The sequence below is a fragment of the Rhizobium sp. BT-226 genome (genome assembly GCF_025847085.2).
GTDB lineage: Bacteria > Pseudomonadota > Alphaproteobacteria > Rhizobiales > Rhizobiaceae > Rhizobium > Rhizobium sophorae.
Genome location: NZ_JAOYTI010000001.1, coordinates 537,000 through 560,256 on the forward strand (window position 1 = coordinate 537,000; position 23,257 = coordinate 560,256).

Consider the following 23,257-nt stretch of genomic DNA (forward strand, 5'->3'; position numbering starts at 1 on the left):
CTCCGCCGGACCAGCGAAGGGCTGCCGGCAAAATCAGCCGGGCTTCTTCTTTGAGAACTTAGCTTTTGGTCCGGTGCCGCCCTTACCCTCATATTTGAGGGCTTCGGATCTGGGGCCTTCGAATTTCGGCTTGTCGAATTTCGGCTTGTCGGATTTCGGGCCATCGAAAGCTGGCTTGCCCGGCTTCTTGCTCCAGGGCTTGCTATCCCGTCTGTCCCCACCGGCATTGTCGGCCGCGGCATATCCGCCGCCCGGACCCTTGCCGAACTTGTTCTTCGGCCGCTCGCTGCGGAACGAATCATCCGGCCGCTCGTCACGGGATGGCTTGCCGGCATAGGGTTTTGGCGCAGGCGCCCGGCTGAAATCCGGCGTGCCGGAAAGCCTGGTTACGCGGATGCCACGTTCGAGCGCCTTGTTCGGTCCGATCGCCGCCAGGAAGCTTTCGGCACTCGCCGCGGCGATCTCCACAAAAGTTTCCTCGGGCTGCATCTTGATCGCGCCGATCTCGCGCTTCGTCACATTGCCGTTGCGGCAGAGCATCGGGATCAGCCAGCGCGGCTCGGCATTCTGCTTGCGCCCGACCGAGACGGAGAACCAGACGCTGGCGCCGAAATCCTCGCGCGGTCCCTTCTGCGCCGGCTCGTACGGTTCGGCATTGTCGCGGCGCTTGCGGCTGCGCTCGTCCTGCACGGTAACCTCGATCAGATCCTCCGGCGCCGAATGATTGGTGCGGTAAAGACGCAGGAAGGCAGCGGCAAGCTTTTCCGCGCCGTGGCTGGCGAGAAGCTGCTGTACCAGCCCCTGCTCTTCCTCCTGCGGCGTTTCGTTGAAAATCGGGTCGGCGAGCAGCCGCTCGTCGTCGCGCTCGCTCACTTCCTCGGCCGAAGGCGGCCGCGCCCAGGCAGCCGAAATACCGGCATTCTCGAGCAGGCGCTCTGCCTTGCGCCGTGCATTCAGCGGCACGATCATGGCGCTGATGCCCTTGCGTCCCGCCCGGCCGGTACGGCCGCTGCGGTGCAGCAGCGTTTCCGGATTGGTCGGCAGGTCGGCATGGATGACGAGATCGAGGCCCGGCAAGTCGATGCCGCGGGCAGCGACGTCGGTGGCGATGCAGACGCGGGCGCGCCCGTCGCGCATCGCCTGCAGCGCATGGCTGCGTTCGTTCTGGGTCAGCTCGCCGGACAGCGCCACCACGGCGAAATTACGGTTGTTGAAGCGGGCGGTCAAATGATTGACGGCGGCGCGCGTCGAGCAGAAGACGATGGCGTTGGTCGCCTCGTAATAACGCAGCACGTTGATAATCGCATTCTCGCGGTCGCTCGGCGCCACCATGAGTGCGCGATATTCGATGTCGATATGCTGCTTTTCCTCGGCCGCGGTGCTGATGCGCACGGCATCGCGCTGGTAGCTCTTGGCAAGCTTGGCGATCGCCGCCGGAACGGTTGCCGAAAACATCAGCGTCCGGCGTTCGTCCGGCGCCGCATCGAGGATGAATTCCAGGTCTTCGCGGAAGCCGAGATCGAGCATCTCGTCGGCCTCGTCGAGCACGGCGGCCTTCAGTTCCGACATGTCGAGCGCCCTGCGGCGGATATGGTCGCAAAGCCGGCCGGGCGTGCCGACGACGATATGGGCGCCGCGTTCGAGCGACCGGCGCTCGCTGCGGATGTCCATGCCGCCTACGCAGCTGACGATCACCGCACCGGTCATCTCAAAGAGCCAGTCGAGCTCGCGCTTCACCTGCAGGGCAAGCTCGCGGGTCGGGGCGATGACGAGAGCGAGCGGCGCGCCGGCATTGCCGAAGCGCTCCCTGCCCTCAAGCAGCGTCGGCGCGAGCGCCAGGCCGAAGGCGACGGTCTTGCCGGAGCCGGTCTGAGCCGAGACCAGCGCGTCGGAAGCGGCGAGCGCCGGATCGAGCATCGCCTTCTGCACCGGGGTGAGTTCGGCGTAACCGCGCTTCTGCAACGCCTTGGCGATCGCCGGAACGACGCCGTTAAATTCTGTCATGGGTTCGATCTTTCGGAGCTGTCAGGCGCGTTGCTGCGCCATGGCCGGAGCCAGCCGGCGGGGTATTTGCGCCGTTCCTAGCCGCTCCCGCAGCGATTGTCAAAGCGTGCGGCTGCGCCACAGCCAGGCGTCGATGCGGCTTGCCCGGCCGCGCAGCGCCGTTTCCAACGGTCCCTCCATCCGGCCGGACTGCGTAAGCACGCTGTCGGGACCTGCGGCGCGGACGATTTCGGCGCTCAGCGCCAGTTCGACACCATGGCGGGCGGCGACCTCCATCAGGCGGCTGCCGACATTGACGGTGTCGCCCGCCGCCGTGATCTGCTGCCGGTCGCCGCTGCCCAATCGCGAGGCGACGATCGGGCCGCAATGGGCGCCGACCTTGAAGCCGATCTTCTTCTGGGCAAAGCCGGCATGCGCTTGAAGCCAGGCCCTTGTGCGCTCGCACAGACTGACGGCGCAGGCGGCGGCCCGGGCGGCATCGTCATCGGCGGGCTCCGGCAGGCCGAACAGAATCATCGCCCCATCGCCCATGAAGCTGGTGATGGCGCCGCCATGGGCGCGGGCCTCCTCGTCGACCAGTTCGAAGAAGTCGCTCAACATCTCGCTGACCGCCACCGGCCCGACATTTTCGCTGAGGCCGGTGAAGCCCGAGAGATCGATGAAGATGACGGCGGCGTTCTGGCGCACCGGCGCGGCGAGGAAATTCGGATCGCGTGCCAGCCACTCGCCGAGGCCAGGCGCCTCGATGCGCTGCAGCAGCGCGCTCTGTTCGGCGTAATGACGGGCGCGGCCGCGGTCGAGCCAGAGTTCGGCCGCGCCATAAGCCAGCGCCGGCGGCAGCGCTGCGGCGATCGGCAGCGCTGCACTCAGCCAATAGCCATGTGCGAAGGCCGACAGATTGACCATCGCCCAGACGATCAGCGTCAGCACGATGATGACATAGCCTGCCGCACTCCGGCGCCAGGCGACCAGCGACACGAGCACGATCGGCAGTCCGATGGCGGTGGCGGCATCGATCAGCCGCATCCTGCGGTCGCGCACCATGCCGTCGCCGGTAACGAGATGGGTGATCGCCGTCGACATCACCTCGACGCCGGGCATGACGGGATCGAACGGGGTCGGGAAGACGTCGCCGCCGCCGGTGACAGTCGAACCGATGACGACGATGCGGCCAGCGACCGCATCCGCCGAAAGCTTGCCGTCCAGCGCATCGGCGGCGCTGAACGTGGCGATGCTGCCGTGCCCGCCATAGAATGTCACCGGCAGACGCTGGCCGATATCAGTGGGAATACGCAGCTTTCCGAGCATGATGGCGTCGCGTTCGATCGTGGGATCGACGCCGAGCGCCACCGACGCGGCACGCAGCGGAAAAGCCGGATCCAGCCGGTCTGCGGCACGCGAGATCAGCGGGATAAAGCGCGGTGTGCCGGTCTGGTCGGTTGCGACGTTGACGATGCCGACCGCGGCGGCCTCGGCAAAGCGGGCGAGCGGCAAGAGAAGCTGGTTTGCCTCCGGGATGGCGGCAAGCGGATCCTCGGCCGCATCGGTGACCCGCTGGCGGCTTTGCGCAAAAGTGGCCGCGGCCGCAATCACGCTTGGCCCCTGGCGAAGGGCTGAGGTCAGGGCCGCGTCGCCCTCCTCCGGCCCCGGATCGACCAGCAGAATATCGATGGCCACGGCCTTCGGCTTAAGCGCGGTGATGGCATCGACGAGGCGCGCAAGTGTCGCCCGATTGAGCGGATAGCCGTGCGCCCCAGCGGTGCGGTCGTCGATCGCGACGATCGAGACGACGGGAGGCGGTGTTTTCGCCCCGACGATGAGGCTGCGGATATCGGCAAGCGAGGCCTCCATCCGGTCGAGAAGGCCGCTTCCGGCATGGAGATTGGTATAGCCGAGCGCAGCTCCCCAAAGACCGGCGAGCAGCAGCGCGATCACAGTCAGCAGGCGATGGCTCATGGGGCTTATTGGCCGAGACGGGCAAGAAGGGCAGCGGCGCGCGGCGCCGGCCAGCGACGCACGACGAGGGGTTCGGTTCCGGCGGTAACGTCGACGCCCTCTCCCGGCGACAGCAGCACCGGTTCGCCAGCCGGCCGGCGAACCGCGACGCTGCCTCTGACGACCAGCACCGAGGTCTGGCCGCCTGCGACATCGACAGCCCATTGGGTGCCGCGCACGGCCGCAATCGCCTGCGGTGTCACGACCTGAAAACCACCGGCGTGCTGGGTGTTGTCGACGTCGACAAGAATGGCCTTGCGGCGCAGCGATGCCGAATCGGGGCTGCCGTCACGGTTGCGGTCGACGAGGCTGTAGGCCGCGCCGGCCTCCGCCGTCACAGTGACGCCGCCGGGACAATTGAGCACCTGGCGGGCGCCGGCATCACGCGATACCGTGCAGCCGGCAGACTGCGCAAAGGCCGCCCCATGCGGAATGAGGCCGACAGCGAGTGCGGCGGCAAAAAGGTTGCGAAGCGTCGTATTCATGGAAAGTCCCCTTGACCGTGCGGACGGGTCTTTTCGAAAGCGTCCATCAACCGCGTCTTCTTCCCAACCGTCTTCTAATATGAAGCATGATAGCCGAATTCAAATATTTCCCTAGACCAAAAAAGCAAATCGTCGCAATCGCCGGCGAAATTCTTACGCTCTATTATCCGTTTCAGGCGCCGGTCCGGTATAACGCGCCCGCGGCCGGATCAATTCGCCGCTGTCGATCTGTTCCATTGCATGGGCAAGCCAACCGACTGAACGGGCAAGCGAGAAAATGATGATCGGCGCCTCCCTCGGGAGATCGAAGGCGGCACACATCGCGGCAAGCGCGAAATCGACGTTGACCTTCTCGCCGACCATCTCCTCGCCCACTTCCCGGACCTCGGCAAATTGCGGCGGCAGGTGGAACTGCGACAGCAGCGCTAAGGCCCGGACATCGCCATCGGGATAGAGCGGATGGCCGAAGGCCGAAAGGCGATTGCCCTGGGCGAGCGTGCGGCGGATCGCCTGCTCCGCCCCAAGCGCGGAAGCGGTATCGATCAAGGCATCGACGCCCTGCCAGGCAGCGCCATGCAGCGGCCCTGTCAGCGTCGCCAGACCGGACAACACGACGGCCGAAAGGGCTGCACCCGCCGATGCCGTGACCCGCGCCGCGAAGGCCGAGGCGTTGAGTTCGTGATCGGCAAGCAGCACCAGCGCGCGGCGCAGGCAATCGGCAGCCGCCGGCCGCTGCCAGCTTGCAGCAAGCCTGAGATGCAGCGGCCGGTCCGACGACCCAGGTGCTAGCGCATCGGCGACTGTATGGAGAACCCCGCTTGCTTCACGCCGAAGTGCGGCCTGCGAGCGGCCGAGCGACGGCAGATCCGATGTCACCCGCCCCGCCAGCGCCAGGAATGCCGCCTGAAGCGACGGAGAGGCATGTCCGGCCCCGGCGCTGCAGGAGAGTGGCTCCGCGCCGTTCCAGAGCAGTGCCGCCGTCTGCTCCAGCATCGCGACTTCAGCGAAACCGGCCGCATCCTTTCCGCGATAGAAAAGCCGTCCGCCGATGATGGTGGAGATTGCCGAGGACAGAACCGGATAGCCCCAGCGGATCGCCTCGGCGGCGACCGTTTCGGTCTTGCGGCGGCCGGCATGGCGCTCGGCAAGCCGCTGGACGTCAGCGGCCTGGTAGAGGCTGCGGCGCGGGTCGGCGGGATCGGGCTTGGCGCGGATGCGCCCGCGGCTGACATTGGCGTAGAGCGTCTGCGGCTTGGTCTTCAGTGCCCGCAGCGCCTCCTCGGCAGTCAGCCACGACATCGGAACCTCATATTGATCAATTGCATCAAGATTGACGTCAATGAGACTAGGTCGGATCATCATTGTCGTAAAGGAGAAACAACATGAAAAACGGCTTGGAAGATGTCATTGCTGCCGAAACGCAGCTTTCGGATGTCGATGGCGAAGCGGGACGTCTGATCATCCGCGGCGTATCGCTGGATCACCTGATTGCAGACGGCACTTATGAAGGCGTCGCCGCCCTATTGCTCGATGGGCTGATGGAAAAAAGCTTCGACGAAGCGGAATTGCGCGACTGGTTGGCGCAGGCGCGAACGAGGATTTTCGGCCATATCAAGGCCGCCGATGCCGCTCTGCTCGCTTTGCCTCCTGTTGATGCGATGCGGGCGCTGATCGCCCGCCTGCCCGACGGCGAGGATTTCGATACTGCTCTCAGCCTTCTTGCTGCGCCCGCAGTTTTCCTGCCGGCGATCCTTCGCATGCAAAGCGGCAAAAGACCGATCGCGCCCAACGCCTCGCTGCCGCAGGCGGCCGATATCCTGCGTATGCTGACCGGAAAATTGCCGACCAGGGAGCAGACGGCGGCACTCGACACCTATCTCGTGACGATATCGGACCATGGCCTCAATGCCTCGACCTTCGCATCGCGCGTCATCGCCTCGACGCAGGCCGGCCTTAACTCTTCCGTGCTCGCCGCACTGAGCGCGCTGAAAGGGCCGCTGCATGGCGGCGCGCCTGGTCCTGTGCTCGACATGCTGGATGCGATCGGAGCGGCGGAGAATGCTTACCCATGGCTCGAGGAAGCACTCGACCGTGGCGAAAGGCTGATGGGCTTTGGCCACCGTATCTACCGCGTTCGCGATCCGCGCGCCGATGCGCTGAAGGGCGCGCTGAAGCCGCTGATCTCGACCGGACAGGTAAACAGCGCCCGCAGTGCGCTGGCGGAAGCCGTGGAGGCTGCGGCATTGGCGATCCTGAAGGCGCGCAAGCCCAACCGTCCGCTCGACGTCAATGTCGAGTTTTATACCGCGCTGCTGCTCGAAGCGCTCGGCTTTCCGCGTAAGGCCTTCACCGGCGTCTTCGCAATCGGCCGCACCGTCGGATGGCTGGCGCACGCGCGCGAACAGGCGCTCGACGGCCGGTTGATCCGGCCACGCTCGGTCTATATCGGGCCGCTGCCGGCGGCGGCGTGAAGGTTAATTCGGCGGCAGCATGTCCTGCCGCCGATCCTCAACCGCCGACGAAAGCGGCCAGCTTGTCGAGCGTCGAGCGGCAGCCTTCCTCATTGTCTTCGAGGCGGATCCCGGACGGAATATTGTCGCAGACCATCGTCACATCGGTGCCTACATCCGCAGGCGACAACAGCGTGCTGACGGTCATCTCGCCGGAAAAGCCCTCGTCCTCGGAATCGAAGACCGTTGCCCAGACGATCCGTTCGTCCGGCACGAGCTTGGCAAAGCGGCCTTCGAACCTGTCTGTCTTGTCGGAGGTCTTGCCCGGTTGCGATATCTCGTCGTCGGGATAGACGAGCGACATGCTGAAGGCGCCGCCTTCCCTGCCCTCGAAGGCATGGACGATGCCCTTCATCGTATCAGGCGGAAGCCAGGTGGCGACCGCATCTGCATCGAGGAAGGCGCGGTAGATGCGCTCGCGCGGCGCTGCGATGAAACGTGAGACGGTCGTGCTGCGTGAAGGGGTCATGCCGGCAAGTTAGCGCAGGCATGGATGTTATCCAGATCGCGCCTGAAACAACGCGATCTGGTGCTGTCAGTCGTCAGACGAGACGGCTCTGTTCCGTCGCCGCTTCTATGAAGCTGGCAAACAGCGGGTGCGGGTCGAGCGGCCGGCTCTTCAGTTCCGGGTGGTACTGCACGCCGATGAACCAGGGATGATCGGGATATTCGATCGTCTCCGGCAGCACGCCGTCCGGCGACATGCCGGAGAAGACCAGGCCGCAGTTTTCGAGCCGGTCCTTGTAGTCGACATTGACCTCGTAGCGGTGGCGGTGACGCTCGGAAATATCGGTGGAACCGTAGATATCCGAGATCTTCGTGCCCTTCTTCAGCGCCGCCTTGTAGGCGCCGAGGCGCATCGTGCCGCCGAGATCCCCGGCTGCCGTGCGCTTCTGCAACTCGTTGCCCTTGACCCATTCGGTCATCAGGCCGACCACCGGCTCTTTCGTCGGGCCGAATTCGGTCGAGGAGGCGCCGGACACGTCGGCGAGATTGCGCGCCGCCTCGATGACCGCCATCTGCATGCCGAAGCAGATGCCGAAATACGGCACCTTGCGCTCGCGGGCAAAGCGGGCAGCGTGGATCTTGCCTTCCGAACCGCGTTCACCGAAGCCGCCGGGCACGAGGATGCCGTGCACCTTTTCGAGATAGGGCGCCGGATCTTCCTTTTCGAAAACCTCGGATTCGATCCATTCGAGATTGACCTTGACGCGATTGGCGATGCCGCCATGGTGCAGCGCCTCGATCAGCGACTTATAGGCATCCTTGAGGCCGGTATATTTGCCGACGATCGCGATCGTCACCTCGCCTTCCGGCGTGCGGATGCGGTTGCAGACCTCTTCCCATGGGTCGAGACGCGGCTTCGGCGCCGGCTCGATACCGAAGGCAGCAAGCACCTCGTCGTCGAGGCCTTCCTTGTGGTAGGCGATCGGCACGTCATAGATGTTGGCGACGTCGAGCGCCTGGATGACGGCGGACGGGCGCACGTTGCAGAACAACGAAAGCTTGCGGCGTTCGGCTTCCGGAATTTCGCGGTCGGCCCGCACCAGCAGGATATCGGGATGAATGCCGAGCGCCTGCAGTTCCTTCACCGAATGCTGCGTCGGCTTGGTCTTGAGCTCGCCGGCCGCCGGAATATAGGGCATCAGCGTCAGGTGAACGTAGACGGCAGTGCCGCGCGGCAGGTCGTTTCCGAGCTGGCGGATCGCCTCCATGAACGGCATCGCTTCGATGTCGCCGACCGTGCCGCCGATCTCGCAGATGACGAAGTCGTAGTCGTCATTGCCCTCGATGACGAAATCCTTGATCTCGTTGGTGACGTGCGGGATGACCTGCACCGTCGCGCCGAGATAGTCGCCGCGCCGTTCCTTGTCGATGATGTTCTTGTAGATGCGGCCGGTGGTGATGTTGTCGGTCTTGGTCGCCGAACGCCCCGTGAAGCGTTCGTAGTGACCGAGATCGAGATCGGTTTCCGCGCCGTCGTCGGTGACGAAGACCTCGCCGTGCTGGGTCGGGCTCATCGTGCCCGGGTCCACGTTCAGATAGGGGTCGAGCTTGCGAAGCCGAACCCGATATCCACGGGCCTGCAGCAACGCTCCGAGAGCCGCGGCCGCAATTCCTTTTCCGAGAGAGGAAACCACGCCGCCAGTGATGAATACGTATCGCGCCATGGGAGTCACCGGATACCTTTTCAAAAACGATTCCACCAGCCCAAAAATTCTTTTCCAGAACTTTCGATGCGTGGCGCAGGAATCTGAACAAAAGAAAACCGGCAGACCCGAGGGCCTGCCGGCGGTTTATGTCGAAGACCGGTTTACTGTCCCGTCGGGACGCCGGAGGGCTGAGCCGGTGCCGGTGCGGCCGGAGCTGCGGGCGTTGCCGGGGCAGTCGTTGCCGGAGCAGTCGTTGAAGGCGCGGTGGCCGCCGGGGCCTGAGTCGCCGGAGTGCCAGTTGCCGGAGCTTGAGCGGCGGGAGCCTGCGGTGCGGGTGCCGCCGCGCCGCTGCTCGGAACGCCGTTGCCGGCCGGCGGGGCTGCCGGAGCCTGCGCGCCGCCGAGCGAATCGAGAATACCGTTGCCCTGGCCGCCTGTTGCCGGAATGCGGTCGAGAATGTCGCTCGGACGGCTCTCGTAACGCGTCAGGATGCCCAGGCCGAGCGAGGTCAGGAAAAACAGGGTCGCAAGGATCGCGGTCGTGCGCGTCAGCGCATTGGCCGTGCCGCGGGCCGACATGAAGCCGGAACCGCCGCCGATGCCGAGGCCGCCGCCCTCCGAGCGCTGGATGAGCACGACGCCGACAAGGGCGAGCACGATCATGAGATGGATGACAATCAATACGGTCTGCATGGGTCCAGTCCTGCCCGCGTGGAGACGGACAAAGTTAAGAATTCTGGCGGCTCTTTACATGAGGCTTTCATCTATTCCAAGCCCTTCGGCCCGGAATAAACTGCCAATGAACAATGCCTCAGGCTAGCAGCGCCTCATAGGCCCGGTAGATGGCGAGGAAGTCGGCCGCTTTCAAGCTCGCTCCGCCGATCAGCGCGCCGTCGACATTGGCAACGCCCATCAGTTCATGGGCATTGGCCGGCTTGACGGAGCCGCCATAGAGAAGACGCATCTTGCGGCCTTCATCGCCGAAGCGGGCCACAAGCTCTGCGCGCATGAAGGCATGCGCCTTTTCGACATCAGCTGATGTCGGCGTCACGCCGGTGCCGATCGCCCAGATCGGCTCGTAGGCGATGACTGTGCGCTCGACGGTGGCGCCGTCCGGAACCGAGGCGGAAAGCTGGCGCTTGATGACGTCGAGCGCCTGGCCTGTCCGGCGCTCATCCGCGGTCTCGCCGATGCAGATGATCGCCGTCAGCCCTGCGGCGAAGGCGGCCTCCGCCTTGGCGCGGACCAGATGATCCGTTTCGGCATGGTCGGTGCGCCGCTCGGAATGGCCGACGATGACATAGGTGCCGAAACAATCGGCAATCATCTCGGCCGAGATGTCGCCGGTATGCGCACCGGACGGGTTCTGATGGCAGTCCTGAGCGCCGATCGCCAGCGGGCTGTCGGTGCACAGCGCCGTCGCCACATAGAGCAGCGTCGCCGGCGGGCAGATCAGCGCTTCGACCTTGTCGGCCAACGGCGGGCGAACACCCTCGGCGATCGTCTTGATCTGATCCAGGGAGGCACGCATGCCATTCATTTTCCAATTTCCCGCCACAAGCGGGCGCACGTCAGGTGTCATGCCGGCCTTCCACAATCTGCTTATGCCTTGGGCAATATCAAAAGCTTGCAGCAAAGAAAAGCATCATGCCCTTGACGTAAGGGGAATCTCTGCAATCCCGAGCATATTTCTGCCGAAAACCGCCTTTTGGTTTTTTCTGCATGCCGTTATCGAAAAAACGGCTGCACAGTTTTGCGCAATATGCCTTAGCCGGCCAGAATCCAGTTCACCACCCTGCGCCAGTCGATCATCCGGATCGGTGTCCCGTGATTGCCGGTCTGAAACAGCGTGAAACGCGCCGGATATTTTGCCTTGTGCAGGCTTTCGAACAGCGCCTGCTGGTTAGCGGCGGCATAGACCGGGTCGCGGCTGCCATGGGCAAACCACAGCGGCAGCTTTGCCTTGTAGAAGGCGCTCTTGATGAAATCCGGATCGGAGACCCCGCTCATGATCAGCATGCCCTTCAGCCGCTTGACACTGTCGCTGTCGCGCGCAATGCCCCAGCAAACCTGGCTGCCCATCGAGGCGCAGGAAAGGATGATCGGCCGGCCGGGCGATTGCGCGCTGGCATAGCGGATGAGGCCGGCGATCGCCGCAACGCCGCTGCTGTCGAAGCTTTTGACCGTCGGCGAATAATAGACGCCGCCATTGCCGGCGACGAGGTTCTTGAGGCGGTTGAAATTGCCACCGAAGCTATAGTCGTTGGCGCCGAGCCGGCGGTCGCCGTCGCGGCCATGGATGAAAATCACCGTGAAGGCGGCACTGCCAGCCGGTCCCACCCTGGTGACATCGAGCTTAATGCCGTCGAGGGACAGCGTCTCGTCCGCTTGCGCCTTGCGGATGCCGAGTGCCACATATTTCTGCTGCACCCGCTTTTGCGGGATCTGATCGCGGCCGTTGATATCGCGCATCTCGTCATAGTCGATGACCTCGAAGGCGCCGCCGTCGCCCGTCTCCAACACGGACTGCTTGGAAAACAGATCGTCCTTGAAAGGCGGCAAAGCGTCGGCCGCCTCTGCCGGGCCAACAGCGGACAGGATGGCTGCGGATAAGAAAAACGCCGCAATTGCGGTGATGATGGTGCAATGACTTGTGGACATTCGCATTCGGATGGTTCCTGAAGCCTGCCGCCGCTTGCCATTCTGCGCCCGGCAACGCAAATCATTTGGGAAAAGCCCGCCAAATCCGGCGGTGTCGCGTATAGAGGTGCTTTCTGGCAAAATCTGCCTGATTCGCAAACGTGGCATGAAATGCGGTGATTTTGGGTCGGCGGCGGATGCCCGCCCAAGCCAGACCCAAGACAGGATGAAGATCTGAACGGCTCCATGGACGATAGCAACGACCTCTTTTCCGGAATGCCCCTCTCTGAAAAACGCGAGGAGGCGCAGAAGCCTGCGGTGCCCTCCGAACGGCCGCCGGTGACGGCTGCGCCCGCCGCAGCGGCAGCACCTCCTGCTGCCGGAGCCTCCGCACGCCCGGCGCCCGCCGCCTCGAACTCCGATGATTACGGCGCTTCGTCGATCCGCGTCCTCGAAGGCCTCGAGCCGGTGCGCATGCGCCCGGGCATGTATATCGGCGGCACCGATGAAAAGGCGCTGCACCACCTGTTTGCCGAAGTCATCGACAATGCGATGGACGAGGCGGTCGCCGGGCATGCCAATTTCATCGAGGTCTATCTTGACCTCGAGGGTTATCTCACCGTCTCCGACAATGGCCGCGGCATCCCGGTCGAGAACCATCCGCAGGTGCCGGGCAAGTCGACGCTCGAAGTCATCATGACCAAGCTGCATGCCGGCGGCAAATTCGACGGCAAGGCCTATGAGACGTCGGGCGGCCTGCACGGCGTCGGCGTTTCGGTCGTCAACGCGCTCTCCGACGATCTCGAGGTCGAGGTGGCGCGAAACCGCAAGCTCTACCGCCAGCGCTTCTCCCGAGGCCTGCCGCAGGGCGGTCTCGAAGAGTTGGGCGACGTCCACAATCGCCGCGGCACCCGCGTGCGCTTCCATCCCGACCCCCAGATCTTTGGGGATCACATGAAGTTCGACGCCGCCCGCGTCTTCCGCATGGCGCGCTCGAAGGCCTATCTCTTCGGCGGCGTCGAGATCCGCTGGAGCTGCGAGGCGGGCGTGCTGCCCGAAGGTTCCGAGGTCCCTGACAAGGCCGTCTTCCATTTCCCCGGCGGCCTGAAGGACTATCTCCAGGCGACGATGGGCAAGGAGTTCACCGTCACCCGCGAGATCTTTGCCGGCAAGACGGAGAAGGTGAGCGGCCACGGCTCGATGGAATGGGCGATTACCTGGTATGGCGGCGATCCGCAGGTGCATTCCTATTGCAACACCATCCCGACGCCCGAAGGCGGCACGCATGAGGCCGGCCTTCGCATCGCGCTGACCAAGGGCCTGAAGGCCTATGCCGAGTTGACGCAGAACAAGCGCGCCGCGCAGATCACCACCGACGACGTGATGATTTCGGCCGTCGGCATGCTGTCGGTCTTCATTCGCGAGCCGGAATTCGTCGGCCAGACCAAGGACAAGCTTGCGACCGTCGAGGCCCAGCGCATCGTCGAGAACGCGCTGCGCGATCCTTTCGACCATTACCTTGCGGACAATCCGAACGAGTCGGCCAAGCTGCTCGACTGGGTGATCGAACGCGCCGAGGAGCGCCTGCGCCGCCGCAAGGAAAAGGAAGTCAACCGCAAGAGCGCTGTGCGCAAATTGCGCCTGCCCGGCAAGCTCGCCGACTGCTCGCAGAACACCGCCGAGGGTGCCGAACTCTTCATCGTCGAGGGTGATTCGGCAGGTGGTTCGGCCAAGCAGGCGCGCAACCGCGCCAACCAGGCCATTCTGCCGCTGCGCGGCAAGATCCTCAACGTTGCCAGCGCCGGGCGCGAAAAACTCGGCGCCAACCAGCAGCTCGCCGATCTCATCCAGGCGCTCGGTTGCGGCACGCGCTCGAAATACCGCGACGAGGACCTGCGCTACGAGCGCATCATCGTCATGACCGATGCCGACGTCGACGGCGCCCACATCGCCTCTCTGCTCATCACCTTCTTCTATCAGGAGATGCCGGAGCTGGTGCGCGGCGGCCATCTCTTCCTCGCCGTGCCGCCGCTTTACAAGATCACCCAAGGCTCGAAATCCGCCTATGCCCGCGACGACAATCATCGCGCCGAGTTGATGCAGACGGAATTCAAGGGCAAGGCCAAGGTCGAGATCAGCCGCTTCAAAGGTCTCGGCGAGATGATGCCCGCCCAGCTCAAGGAAACCACCATGGATCCGTCCAAGCGCACGCTGCTCAAGGTGCTGATCGACGAGGTGGATTTCGAAGGCACCCGCAGCGCCGTCGACGATCTGATGGGCACCAAACCGGAAGCCCGCTTCCGCTTCATCCAGGACCGTGCGGCCTTCGCGGAGAACCTCGATATTTAAAGCGTCGCCACGCATTTTAGCATCGACGATTTCACGGAACTGACGAAGAACCGTAACAACTCCGTCAAACAACCGGCGCATGAAGCGGTCGGCGCGCCTTCCCCTCGGAGAAGCAACTGCGCCGGTTCGAACCGTTTCAACCCATGCCGGATATTTGTCATGACCAAGCGTTCTCTCGCGGCTGCCGCTTTCGTTCTCCTGTCCAGCACCGTCACCGCCAGCACCACAGATATCGGGGCCACCGATATCGGCGCCACTTTCGAGACCGCCTGCCCCTTCGGCGATTGCGCCGCCGGCATTTCGCTCTCCTATCTCGGTGAATTCGTCATCCCGACCGGCCATATGGAAAACGGCGTCGAATTCGGCGGTATTTCCGGCCTCGATTTCGATGCCGCCACCGGCCACTATATCGCCATCAGCGACGACCGTTCGGAAAGAGGCCCTGCCCGTTTCTATGAACTCGAAGTCGATCTCGACGCGTCGGGCCTCAAGGGCGTTTCGGTCGTCAAGCAGGTGACCTTGAAGGACAAGAATGGCGAGCCCTTCGCTGCACGGACCGTCGATCCGGAATCGATCCGCCTCGGCAAGGACGGCATCTACTGGGGCAGCGAAGGCGACGGCAAGGCGCTGCTGGCGCCCTTCGTCCGTGTCGCGTCGCCGGACGGTTCCTTCGTCCGCGAATTCAAGCTGCCGGAGGGCTTTGCGCCGACTGCGGACAAGTCGACCGGCATCCGGGACAATCTCGCCTTCGAGGATCTTGCTGTTGCGCCCTCCGGCGATGTTTTCGTCGGTGTTGAAGCCGCCCTTTACCAGGATGGTCCGAACCCCTCGCTGACGTCGGGCGGCCTGTCGCGCATCGTCCGCTACGACGGCGCCACCGGCGAGCCGAAGGCTGAGTACGTCTACCCCGTCTCGCCGATCCCGCAGGCCGCCACCAAACCCGACGGCGGCAATGACAACGGCATGTCCGAGTTTCTTGCCCTCGACGATCACCGCCTGCTTGCCGTCGAACGCAGCTATGCCCAGGGATTCGGCAACAATATCAAGATCATGATGATGGATCTGACTGATGCCACCGATGTATCCGCTATCGCTTCGCTCGCCAAAAACGACCAGCGCGTCGTCCCCGCCCGCAAGAGCCAGATCCTCGATTTGAGGGCAATCGGCCTCGTTCCCGACAATATCGAGGCGATGTCGCTCGGCAAGGCCAAGGACGGCGCCGACGTCCTCATTCTCGGCTCCGACAATAATTTCTCGCCCAGTCAGAAGACGCAATTCTACGCCTTCAAGGTTCTCAGCCGTCCGCAGCAGTAAGGCGTTCGGATCTGGGGGGCGAATAGCGACGCTTTGTATACGCTTTCCCGCTACGGACCTTGAAACCGCCGGGTTGATGGCCCATAACCAGAGTACAAGAATAAGAAGAGGCGCGCGTGGGTGTGTTCGACCGTCAGAAAAGTAATCATGAACCGCGATGGCTCGGATCGTCGGCGCAGACGCGCACGCCGCTGATTCCCTCCATCTCGGCGGCGCGCTGGCTGCTGGTCCTGGTCGTCGCTGCCGGCGTCTATTTCTTCTACGGCTTCCTCGTGCCGGTGCTCGCGGCCCTCGTCATCGGCTTTGCCAGCTGGCCGCTCTATCGCAAGCTTCTTGCCCGCGTCGGCGGCAATACGACGATCGCCGCGACCATCGCCATCATCCTGATTATCACCTTCCTGGTCATCCCGATCGGGCTTGCGGTCACCTATACGACGGGCGAAGTGCGCACCTGGGTCGCCTGGGCAATCCACGCCAACCGCGCCGGCGCCCCGACGCCAAACTGGATCGTCGCGCTGCCTTGGGCCGGCGCCTATCTCGATGAAGTCTGGACAAAATATATCGGCAGTCCCGGCGCGCTCGGCGAGGTCATCCAGGCGGTCAGCGGCGCCAATATCGGCAACATATACCGTGCCGTGCTTGCGGCCGGCGGCGGCGCTTTCCACCTGCTGCTGACGCTGCTCTTCATGCTGATCGCGCTGTTCTTTGTCTATCGCGACGGCTTCTCCTTCTCCAAGCAGATCGACATGCTGGGCGAGCGCATCCTGCCCAACCGCTGGGAGCGGATTTCCCGCGTCGTGCCGGCGACGATCAGCTCCACCGTCATGGGCATGACGCTGATCGCGATCGGCGAAGGCATCGTGCTCGGCCTTGCCTACTGGATTGCCGGCGTGCCATCGCCGGTGACGCTCGGCGTGCTGACGGGCGTGATGGCGCTGATACCGGGCGGTGCGCCGCTCTCCTTCACGCTGGTCTCCATCTATCTGCTGGCGAGCGGCTCGCATGTCGCCGGCATCAGTCTCTTCGTCTGGGGGACGGTCGAGCTCTTCATCGTCGACAAGACGCTGCGGCCGAAGCTCGTCGGTGGTCCGATCAAGCTGCCCTTCCTGCCGACCTTCTTCGGCCTCGTCGGCGGCGTCAAGACGATGGGTTTCCTCGGCCTCTTCATCGGCCCGGTGCTGATGGCGCTGATCGTCGCCATCTGGCGCGAATGGATCCACGAGGCCCGCAACGCCGACAAGAGCGAGACCGGACCCCAGATCATCATCGACGAACAGGCCCCGCCGCCGGTCCCCGGTTCGCCGAAAACCATGCCGCGCGTCGCCGAAGGCTAAACATGGTTTCGCAGACCGGCTAGCCCAGCTGCTTTTCCATGAACAGGCTGAGCGGGTCCGGCAGATAGCTGCCAAAGGGCTCGATTTCCCGATATCCGTATTTGCGGTAGAGAGCGATCGCCTCGGGCTGGTAGATGCCGGTTTCGAGCCGGATCGCCGTCAGCCCCTTTTCCCCGGCGATCGCTTCGAGCGCATTCATCAGGCCGCTGGCGATCCTCAGGCCCCTCGCCTCGGGATCGACGAACATGCGCTTGATCTCCGCCGTATCGTCCCCGGCCTCGACCAGCGCGCAGCAGCCGACGATCGCATCGTCGTTGCGCGCGACGAGGAAGCTCACCGAAGGTTTCTCCAGCACGGAAAGGTCGACCAGATGGTTGCTTTCAGCCGGATAGAGCGATTGTGCATAGGCATCGGAGAGATCGAGAAGCCGGATGACGCCCTCCTGGCGTGGCGGTTCAAGAGCGATGGTGACGGACATGTTGGCTCCCTCTGCCGGCGCGTAACAAAATTTTCCCCGATATGACGAAGAGTTAATACCCTTGCCTTCATTCGGTTGGAATTGCGCCCTCTAAGACGATGAGGTGCTCAATAATCAAGGAAGCAGAATATGCAAGCGGTGCTGATCGCGATGACCATTCTCGGCTGCGACGATTCCATCAGCCAGTGCAATTATGTCGCGACGGTCGATAAACGCTGGGAAACTGTTTCCGCCTGTGATGCCGAAGCCGAACGGCGGCTGAAGACCTATGTGAATGTCAACTATCCCTCGGTGATCGCGGTGTGCGAGGCGCCGAAAGCCATAGCCGCCGCCGAGCCGCCGAAACCAGCGCCCGTGCCTGCCGCCGCGCCCGAGGTCGCCGTCACAGCGCCCGAGGAACCCACAGGAAGGATCGGCGGTTTTGCTGAAGGCATCGCCGGGCAGGTCCGCGCCCATCTGCCCTCGGGCAAAAGCGTCAAGAGCACGCTCACCAAACCGGTGCATTTCGTCTCCGCCAGCTATTCCTGGGTGGTCACGCGGCTGAGTGATTAGGTCGTCGCGCATCCGATAGGACGTACCGAGCGCGCCCCATCGTTCTGCTCATGTACTAGGTCGTGTTAACACGGTCTGGAATGAGCAGGTTTGAAGAAACGCCTTCTCGAACCTCACGGCGCTTCTTCAAGCCAACGCCCACGTCTACACGAGAACTATTCAGCCCAAGCGAGAAAACTTTCAACCATTTCATTAAGATTAATTGGCCCGCCAAATGCCTCAAAGGCTTGATCATTTCTGCGAGCCACAAACCAATCACGATCCGATCTTTCAACTCGGATCTCCTGAAAGTCCTTGTCTTGAAGGGCGGTTCCCTTGAGGTCAACTTTCATCGACCAGCCAGGATTGTCTATGGTGCCGATTTTGACCCCACGGTCCTCATACCATTCGTCTACGCATTGACGCTCAAACCAGGCACAAAGCCTTGAAACGGTCTCCATTTACTCACCCTATCATCGAGCCTACATGTGCCCCGCCCACCACGCTTACGTCGGGTCTGTTTCCGGCGTCCAACCAGATTCAATTCGCTCAATCAACAACATATCGTTCCATACTCCACGAATCGAGAGGTGACGCTGCTCAGTGGTCAGCTGTCCGATTTGCAATTCGTTCTCTCCATCCCATAGCCACCACACACCCACCTTTCGCGTAGCCGGGTCGATAGTACCAGCCCGGAACGCAGCGAATTTTTTGGCATCAGATGGCAGTGCCACATTGTCAACAATTGAAACAGTACGTTGCCCAACCGCTGCGTTTAGCGGAAAAAGCACATAAACACCGGTTGATCGCTTACTAGATCGGTGAATCAAGCCGAGATTCAAAAAATCTTCCGAACACGCGCAGCAACGCCCCATATTGCTTATGTTTATGCGCCTAATGCGCGCAGGCCAATCCTTTCGCCGTATTTTAGGCGGCAGCAAGCGCTGCATAGACGCGGGCCGATTGTCGCTGCTCGTTAACATGCAGCTTTTCCACTATGTCGAGCAACTCGCCGATCGCGCCATGCGCGTCGTGATGGCGGAATTTTTCGAGAAGACGGCCGCAGATAGTGCCGAGCACGCTGCCCGGCGCTTTTCTGGCGGCGTCCCGCCACAGCATTGTCGCCTCGACGAAGATCACGCTGATATCCCTCGGCAGGCCAGCCGATTCGTAGAGCGCGCGCACGGCATGCATCCGCCCGGTTGCCAGGATCGAGCGCACGCGGCGCTCGCTGCACGCGGTCAGATCGACGATTGCGCCGGCGAAAAAGTCGACCTTGCCGGCGCAGAGCGCATGCATCAGGAAGGACGGCGTCAGCCGGCCGTTGAGGCGCAGATGCTGGACGAGATCGGGTATTTCGCGCGGCGCGATGTCGCCGGCGATCGAAACGATGGCAGCCTCGGTCGCCTCGCGGCTGATGCGCTGAAGCCGCTGCAGGCCGATCGCCGCCTGCGCCAGCGGCAAGCCAACCAACGCATTGCTGACATGCTGGGTGAGCAGTTGCCGGGCATCGGCGGGAAGATCGCTCCGGTCGAGAAGCAGGTTGCGAATATCGCAGCAGTCGCCGAGCCGTTCGGCGATGCGTTTCAACGATAGGCTGGAGATCACCGCGCCGTCATTCTCCAGCAGGCAGAGCAGTTCTTCCTCATCGCCGACCTCCGCAAGCGCGGCGGAAACCGGCCGCGTCACATGCGCTCTGGCGGCGATCAACATGCGGGTCGCGCCGTTGCCGCGCGCGGCAAGGTCGACGAGATCGGCGTCGCTCAAAAGCGGCGAACAGGTCACCGCATGGCAGGCGACCTCGGGCTGGTCTTCGGCAAGCGAAAGAATCAGGTTGCGCGGCGCATCGGGCGACCAGGCGATCGCCTCGGCCAGCGCAAGCCGCACGCGTGGCGACGGATCGTCGAGAAGAAAGGCCATCGCCATTTCGGCCGCCGCACGCTCATCCGCGGACATTTCGGACTGCAGATAGGCGCGCCCAAGGGCATTTGCAGCCCGGGCCCGATCACCGGTCTTGGCCGTTTCGATCCAACGAAGGAAAGCTTCTACGATCACGCGACGCCCCAGCAGTTGAACGCGATTCCCTCGCGCTCCATTCAATGCTGCGACCGTAGCGGCAAAAGGTTTAAGATTGGTTCACCATGTTTCTTAAGTCTTTGGGCGCCTTGCCGTTCGGCTTAGCCTTGCTGCGGCTTCGGCCGGATCATCTCGAAAACATCGCTGCCTTCGCTGTAATCCATGTAGCCCATGCGGGCGACAGGTCGCGCGATCGACATGTCGAGGCGGCCGTCCCTGACAATCGCTTCGTCGATGCGGATGCCGACCACTTCGCCGAAGACAAGGACGTTTTCGGACGGTTCGCCCGACAGCGTCTTCGGCTCGATGATCTCGGTAACCTTGCATTCGAGCACCGCGAAAGCCTCGCCGACATAGGGCGCGTCGATCAGTTCGGCCGGCTTCGGCGTCAGGCCGGCGAAGTCGAATTCGCTGTGGCCATAGGGCAACGCCGCCGAGGAGAGGTTCATCTTCTCGGCGAGATCGCGGCTGACGAAATTGCAGGTGAAGACGCCGGTCTCGGCCGCATTGCGCTGGCTGTGCTTGCGCCCGGCCGAAGAAAACATCACCAGCTTCGGCCGGTCGGCAACGGCATTGAAGAAGGAATAGGGCGCCAGATTGATCGAGCCATCCCTTGCCTTGCTGCCGATCCAGCCGATCGGGCGCGGCGACACGATCGCCTTGAACGGATCATGCGCGAGCCCGTGCCGGTTGCTGTCGGTGCTATAGAACATCAGTCGTCTCCGCCGACCCAGGTCACGGTATCGGCAAGCTCCGGCCGCGGCCGTTCGATTGCCGGAAATGTGGTCGAGCCGATATGGATGAAGCCCGCCACCTTTTCATCAGGCCCGACGCCGAGCAGCGGATAGGCGCGCTCGTCATAGGCGAACCACTCCGTCAGCCAGTTGGCGACATACCCATTGGCATTGGCGGCGAGGATGACGTTGAAGCAAAGCGCGCCTGCCGACATCAGCTGCTCCCATTCCGGGATCTTTATATGCGGCCCCGCCTTGCTGACGACGGCGACGACCACGGGCGCACGGGTGAAACGGCTGCGCTCAACCTGGATCATCTCTTCGGAAAGGTCGGGCTTTGTCTGAAGTGCCAGCGTCAGAAGTTCCTCGCCGATACGCACGCGCTGCTCTCCGCGATAGACGATGAAGCGCCAGGGCGCGATCTTGCCGTGATCGGGAACACGCGAGGCAAGACGCAGGATCTCCTCGATCTCGGCCTTCTCGGGGCCTGGTTCGCACATTTGGAAAGCGGGGATGGAGCGGCGCACGGCGAGGTAGTCGATCAGCTTGATATCGGATTTCATACGGGAGAAGCTCTCATTTTTATGCTGCTGCAAAGGGCGGGTCTTGAATTTGCCATCGCGTTGGTCTTGAAGTGACCTTTGCGATTTCAGAAGTCAATCGGTTCACGAAACAGATGTTTGGCATTTTGCCTTTTGCACGCATCGGCCTTGCCATTGCCCTGATGGTATTGATGCCCCTCGGCGCCGGCGCTCAGGATGCCTTCAAGGAATTCAAACAGCTTGAATCGACACCGAAGATGCCGAAGCTCGATGCCTTTATTGCGCCCGGCACGGTGCCCCAAGGGGTCAAGCTCCGCGACGTCCCAATGGAAGCCAAGCTGACAGCTGACGGCACGCCGGTTGAGGAGGGTCTTTCTTGGTACGTCTTCAGCCCGATCGCCGGAACCGATGGCAAGCTGCCGCTGATCGCCAGCGCCAAGGGCGGGCCTGCCGCCTTCCAGCTCGCCCCCGGCGATTATTTTGTCAACGTCTCCTTCGGCCGCGCCGGGGTCACCAAGAAATTGACCGTGCCCGCTGAAGGCGAGGTCGACAAGCAGGTGATGGTGCTCGATGCCGGCGGCCTGCTGCTCAATGCCGTCTCCGGCGCCGACGCCCGCATTCGCCCCGACCAGTTGAGCTTCTCGATCTATTCCTCGGAAGTGCGCGACGACGGCGAGCGCGGCCTCGTCGTGGCCGATGTCTCGCCGAATACCGTCGTCCGTCTCAATGCCGGCACCTATCACATCGTTTCCGAATATGGCAGCGTCAACGCCGTGATCCGCGCCGACATCCAAGTCGAGGCAGGCAAGCTGACAGAGGCGACGATCCAGCATCGCGCCGCGCAGATCACCTTCAAGCTGGTCTCCGATGCCGGTGGCGAGGCGATCGCCGATACGGCATGGTCGATCCTGACGGCGGCCGGCGACAGCGTCGGCGAAAGTGTCAGCGCCTTCCCGACCATGGTTCTCGCCGAAGGCGGATATTCCGCCGTCGCCCGCAACAAGGACAAGATCTACCAACGCGATTTCACAGTCGTCGCCGGCAGGAACACCGATGTCGAGGTTCTGATGAAGGACCAGCAGCCGCAGCCGCCGGTCAGCGCGGCCCGCACGGTGCAGCAAGTACCGGTCGGCACGCCACCACCGCCAGGCGTCCAGCCGGCTCCGGTGGAGCCGCTGCCCTCCTATGAACAACTCGTGCCGCAGGGCGGCGACGACACCAGCCTCGATTGACTTTTACCGCGCGCGGTTTCGGCTCAACCGATACCTTTGGAAGGCGCGCTTCGGCGGCGCCATCGAGAACACGGCCTCATAGAGACGGGCAAGCAGACCCTTGCGGTCGCCGCCGCTGCTCAGCGCCTGCCAGGTCAGCACCTCGCCGACATGCGCCGTGATCGTGCTGCCGGACAGCCGGCGGAACTCTCCGATCAGCAGCGACAGGCGCAGCGTCATCGACACCCGGCTTGCCAGATGAAACAGCCGCCCGTTCTGGCCTTCGAAATAGATCGGCAGCACGCTGGCATGCGTCGCCTGGATGAGTTTTGCCGGAAACATCTTCCACGGTAGATCCTCGGCGCGGCCGAAGCCCCTCTTGGCGGTTGCAACGCCGCCTGCGGGAAAGACGATGATGGTGGTGCCTTCCCCGAGCAGCCGCACCGCCTCATGCCGGCTCTTCATGTTCATCGCCATCGCCGCCTTGGTCGCCGCAAAGGAGATCGGCAGCGAATAGGGCGCCATCTCCGGCATCTTCAGAAGGTCGTTATGGATCAGCACCTTGAAGGGACGGCCGAGCTGTTCGGCAAGCGCCAGCACGGCGATGCCGTCGCCGATGCCGAAGGGGTGGTTGGCGACGATGACGATGGGCTCGGCGGGAACGGGTTCGAGCGGCCAACTGCCTTTGACGTCGACCGACACGTCGATAAGATCGAGCGTCCTGGCGAACACGCGGTCGCTCTTGCCGATGATGTCGCTGCGCCATATGTCGTAGAGCCTGACATAGCGGTCGCGGCCCGAAAGCCCTTCGATCGAGCGGATCAGCCAGCGCTTCAGGCGTGGATCGCGATCATTGGCATAGGATAATTCTTTGAAGCGCACTCCGGCCTCGGGATGACCCG

The 23,257-nt window shown here is 63.2% G+C and carries 22 protein-coding genes; 6 read left to right on the top strand and 16 right to left on the bottom strand.

Annotation, left to right across the window (positions count from 1 at the left end):
* Positions 1–33: 33 nt before the first annotated feature.
* The 4 genes from OIU37_RS02850 to OIU37_RS02865 all read right to left on the bottom strand — a co-directional run bounded on the left by OIU37_RS02850 (position 34) and on the right by OIU37_RS02865 (position 5,783).
* The gene (locus tag OIU37_RS02850) at positions 34–2,004 is read right to left on the bottom strand and encodes a DEAD/DEAH box helicase (RefSeq protein ID WP_171602517.1); all 1,971 of its coding nucleotides are present in this window, start codon (positions 2,002–2,004) and stop codon (positions 34–36) included.
* Between the two features lie 99 nt (positions 2,005–2,103).
* Positions 2,104–3,960 carry a CHASE2 domain-containing protein gene (locus OIU37_RS02855; RefSeq protein WP_171602518.1) on the bottom strand — a complete coding sequence of 619 codons (1,857 nt, stop codon included), beginning with the start codon at positions 3,958–3,960 and terminating at the stop codon, positions 2,104–2,106.
* 5 nt (positions 3,961–3,965) lie between these two features.
* Entirely contained in the window at positions 3,966–4,484 is a 519-nt protein-coding gene (locus OIU37_RS02860) for a FecR domain-containing protein (protein ID WP_171602519.1), read from the bottom strand.
* Between the two features lie 153 nt (positions 4,485–4,637).
* A complete protein-coding gene (locus OIU37_RS02865; RefSeq protein WP_171602520.1) occupies positions 4,638–5,783 on the bottom strand; it encodes a citrate synthase in 1,146 nt (381 codons plus the stop codon).
* Between the two features lie 83 nt (positions 5,784–5,866).
* Between OIU37_RS02865 and OIU37_RS02870 the strand changes: the two genes are divergently transcribed.
* Positions 5,867–6,955: a citrate synthase/methylcitrate synthase gene (locus OIU37_RS02870; protein ID WP_171602521.1), complete on the top strand. Its 1,089-nt coding sequence runs from the start codon at positions 5,867–5,869 to the stop codon at positions 6,953–6,955.
* A gap of 37 nt (positions 6,956–6,992) precedes the next feature.
* Here OIU37_RS02870 and OIU37_RS02875 read toward each other — a convergent pair whose 3' ends face one another.
* The 5 genes from OIU37_RS02875 to OIU37_RS02895 form a co-directional block, all read right to left on the bottom strand.
* A complete protein-coding gene (locus OIU37_RS02875) occupies positions 6,993–7,463 on the bottom strand; it encodes an SRPBCC family protein (protein ID WP_171602522.1) in 471 nt (156 codons plus the stop codon).
* A gap of 73 nt (positions 7,464–7,536) precedes the next feature.
* On the bottom strand, positions 7,537–9,165 hold the full coding sequence (locus OIU37_RS02880) for a CTP synthase (RefSeq protein ID WP_003539844.1): 1,629 nt from the start codon (positions 9,163–9,165) through the stop codon (positions 7,537–7,539).
* A 143-nt stretch (positions 9,166–9,308) separates the two neighbouring features.
* Complete coding sequence (gene secG / locus OIU37_RS02885) at positions 9,309–9,839, bottom strand: preprotein translocase subunit SecG (protein WP_171602523.1); 531 nt, start codon at positions 9,837–9,839, stop codon at positions 9,309–9,311.
* A gap of 118 nt (positions 9,840–9,957) precedes the next feature.
* Positions 9,958–10,728: a triose-phosphate isomerase gene (gene tpiA, locus OIU37_RS02890; RefSeq protein ID WP_171602524.1), complete on the bottom strand. Its 771-nt coding sequence runs from the start codon at positions 10,726–10,728 to the stop codon at positions 9,958–9,960.
* A gap of 185 nt (positions 10,729–10,913) precedes the next feature.
* Complete coding sequence (locus OIU37_RS02895; protein WP_171602525.1) at positions 10,914–11,813, bottom strand: alpha/beta hydrolase; 900 nt, start codon at positions 11,811–11,813, stop codon at positions 10,914–10,916.
* A gap of 219 nt (positions 11,814–12,032) precedes the next feature.
* Between OIU37_RS02895 and parE the strand changes: the two genes are divergently transcribed.
* From parE to OIU37_RS02910, 3 genes are all read left to right on the top strand, one after another.
* Positions 12,033–14,135, top strand: a complete 2,103-nt coding sequence (parE, locus tag OIU37_RS02900) for a DNA topoisomerase IV subunit B (RefSeq protein WP_171602526.1) — start codon at positions 12,033–12,035, stop codon at positions 14,133–14,135.
* Positions 14,136–14,294: 159 nt separating this feature from the next.
* Positions 14,295–15,449 carry an esterase-like activity of phytase family protein gene (locus OIU37_RS02905; protein ID WP_264255526.1) on the top strand — a complete coding sequence of 385 codons (1,155 nt, stop codon included), beginning with the start codon at positions 14,295–14,297 and terminating at the stop codon, positions 15,447–15,449.
* Positions 15,450–15,565: 116 nt separating this feature from the next.
* Complete coding sequence (locus OIU37_RS02910; RefSeq protein WP_017960548.1) at positions 15,566–16,783, top strand: AI-2E family transporter; 1,218 nt, start codon at positions 15,566–15,568, stop codon at positions 16,781–16,783.
* A 19-nt stretch (positions 16,784–16,802) separates the two neighbouring features.
* Here OIU37_RS02910 and OIU37_RS02915 read toward each other — a convergent pair whose 3' ends face one another.
* Positions 16,803–17,261 carry a GNAT family N-acetyltransferase gene (locus OIU37_RS02915; protein ID WP_171602528.1) on the bottom strand — a complete coding sequence of 153 codons (459 nt, stop codon included), beginning with the start codon at positions 17,259–17,261 and terminating at the stop codon, positions 16,803–16,805.
* Positions 17,262–17,390: 129 nt separating this feature from the next.
* On the opposite strand from OIU37_RS02915, the gene OIU37_RS02920 reads away from it, so the two are divergent.
* The gene (locus OIU37_RS02920) at positions 17,391–17,813 is read left to right on the top strand and encodes a hypothetical protein (RefSeq protein ID WP_264255533.1); all 423 of its coding nucleotides are present in this window, start codon (positions 17,391–17,393) and stop codon (positions 17,811–17,813) included.
* Positions 17,814–17,968: 155 nt separating this feature from the next.
* Here OIU37_RS02920 and OIU37_RS02925 read toward each other — a convergent pair whose 3' ends face one another.
* The 5 genes from OIU37_RS02925 to OIU37_RS02945 all read right to left on the bottom strand — a co-directional run bounded on the left by OIU37_RS02925 (position 17,969) and on the right by OIU37_RS02945 (position 21,165).
* Complete coding sequence (locus OIU37_RS02925; protein WP_264255535.1) at positions 17,969–18,253, bottom strand: immunity 53 family protein; 285 nt, start codon at positions 18,251–18,253, stop codon at positions 17,969–17,971.
* Between the two features lie 45 nt (positions 18,254–18,298).
* The gene (locus OIU37_RS02930; protein ID WP_264255536.1) at positions 18,299–18,634 is read right to left on the bottom strand and encodes a hypothetical protein; all 336 of its coding nucleotides are present in this window, start codon (positions 18,632–18,634) and stop codon (positions 18,299–18,301) included.
* A gap of 85 nt (positions 18,635–18,719) precedes the next feature.
* Entirely contained in the window at positions 18,720–19,862 is a 1,143-nt protein-coding gene (locus tag OIU37_RS02935; protein WP_264257442.1) for a DUF2336 domain-containing protein, read from the bottom strand.
* A gap of 107 nt (positions 19,863–19,969) precedes the next feature.
* The gene (locus OIU37_RS02940) at positions 19,970–20,581 is read right to left on the bottom strand and encodes a flavin reductase family protein (RefSeq protein WP_180695086.1); all 612 of its coding nucleotides are present in this window, start codon (positions 20,579–20,581) and stop codon (positions 19,970–19,972) included.
* The gene (locus tag OIU37_RS02945) at positions 20,581–21,165 is read right to left on the bottom strand and encodes a nitroreductase (protein ID WP_168316995.1); all 585 of its coding nucleotides are present in this window, start codon (positions 21,163–21,165) and stop codon (positions 20,581–20,583) included. Before OIU37_RS02945 ends, OIU37_RS02940 begins: the two co-directional genes overlap by 1 nt.
* Positions 21,166–21,278: 113 nt before the next feature.
* On the opposite strand from OIU37_RS02945, the gene OIU37_RS02950 reads away from it, so the two are divergent.
* Positions 21,279–22,376, top strand: a complete 1,098-nt coding sequence (locus OIU37_RS02950) for a hypothetical protein (RefSeq protein ID WP_171377764.1) — start codon at positions 21,279–21,281, stop codon at positions 22,374–22,376.
* Between the two features lie 3 nt (positions 22,377–22,379).
* On the opposite strand, the gene OIU37_RS02955 is transcribed toward OIU37_RS02950, so the two are convergent.
* Entirely contained in the window at positions 22,380–23,237 is an 858-nt protein-coding gene (locus tag OIU37_RS02955) for a lysophospholipid acyltransferase family protein (protein ID WP_168316997.1), read from the bottom strand.
* Between the last annotated feature and the right edge of the window lie 20 nt (positions 23,238–23,257).

Excerpts from the sequence above, each read along its gene's own strand:
- OIU37_RS02865 (WP_171602520.1), bottom strand. The coding sequence starts at position 5,783 with ATGTCGTGGCTGACTGCCGAGGAGGCGCTGCGGGCACTGAAGACCAAG.
- OIU37_RS02850 (WP_171602517.1), bottom strand. The coding sequence starts at position 2,004 with ATGACAGAATTTAACGGCGTCGTTCCGGCGATCGCCAAGGCGTTGCAG.
- OIU37_RS02925 (WP_264255535.1), bottom strand. The coding sequence starts at position 18,253 with ATGGAGACCGTTTCAAGGCTTTGTGCCTGGTTTGAGCGTCAATGCGTA.
- OIU37_RS02870 (WP_171602521.1), top strand. The coding sequence starts at position 5,867 with ATGAAAAACGGCTTGGAAGATGTCATTGCTGCCGAAACGCAGCTTTCG.
- OIU37_RS02945 (WP_168316995.1), bottom strand. The coding sequence starts at position 21,165 with ATGAAATCCGATATCAAGCTGATCGACTACCTCGCCGTGCGCCGCTCC.
- OIU37_RS02940 (WP_180695086.1), bottom strand. The coding sequence starts at position 20,581 with ATGTTCTATAGCACCGACAGCAACCGGCACGGGCTCGCGCATGATCCG.
- parE (WP_171602526.1), top strand. The coding sequence starts at position 12,033 with ATGGACGATAGCAACGACCTCTTTTCCGGAATGCCCCTCTCTGAAAAA.
- OIU37_RS02895 (WP_171602525.1), bottom strand. The coding sequence starts at position 11,813 with ATGCGAATGTCCACAAGTCATTGCACCATCATCACCGCAATTGCGGCG.
- tpiA (WP_171602524.1), bottom strand. The coding sequence starts at position 10,728 with ATGACACCTGACGTGCGCCCGCTTGTGGCGGGAAATTGGAAAATGAAT.
- OIU37_RS02880 (WP_003539844.1), bottom strand. The coding sequence starts at position 9,165 with ATGGCGCGATACGTATTCATCACTGGCGGCGTGGTTTCCTCTCTCGGA.
- OIU37_RS02920 (WP_264255533.1), top strand. The coding sequence starts at position 17,391 with ATGCAAGCGGTGCTGATCGCGATGACCATTCTCGGCTGCGACGATTCC.
- OIU37_RS02860 (WP_171602519.1), bottom strand. The coding sequence starts at position 4,484 with ATGAATACGACGCTTCGCAACCTTTTTGCCGCCGCACTCGCTGTCGGC.
- OIU37_RS02875 (WP_171602522.1), bottom strand. The coding sequence starts at position 7,463 with ATGACCCCTTCACGCAGCACGACCGTCTCACGTTTCATCGCAGCGCCG.
- secG (WP_171602523.1), bottom strand. The coding sequence starts at position 9,839 with ATGCAGACCGTATTGATTGTCATCCATCTCATGATCGTGCTCGCCCTT.
- OIU37_RS02905 (WP_264255526.1), top strand. The coding sequence starts at position 14,295 with ATGACCAAGCGTTCTCTCGCGGCTGCCGCTTTCGTTCTCCTGTCCAGC.
- OIU37_RS02915 (WP_171602528.1), bottom strand. The coding sequence starts at position 17,261 with ATGTCCGTCACCATCGCTCTTGAACCGCCACGCCAGGAGGGCGTCATC.
- OIU37_RS02855 (WP_171602518.1), bottom strand. The coding sequence starts at position 3,960 with ATGAGCCATCGCCTGCTGACTGTGATCGCGCTGCTGCTCGCCGGTCTT.
- OIU37_RS02950 (WP_171377764.1), top strand. The coding sequence starts at position 21,279 with ATGTTTGGCATTTTGCCTTTTGCACGCATCGGCCTTGCCATTGCCCTG.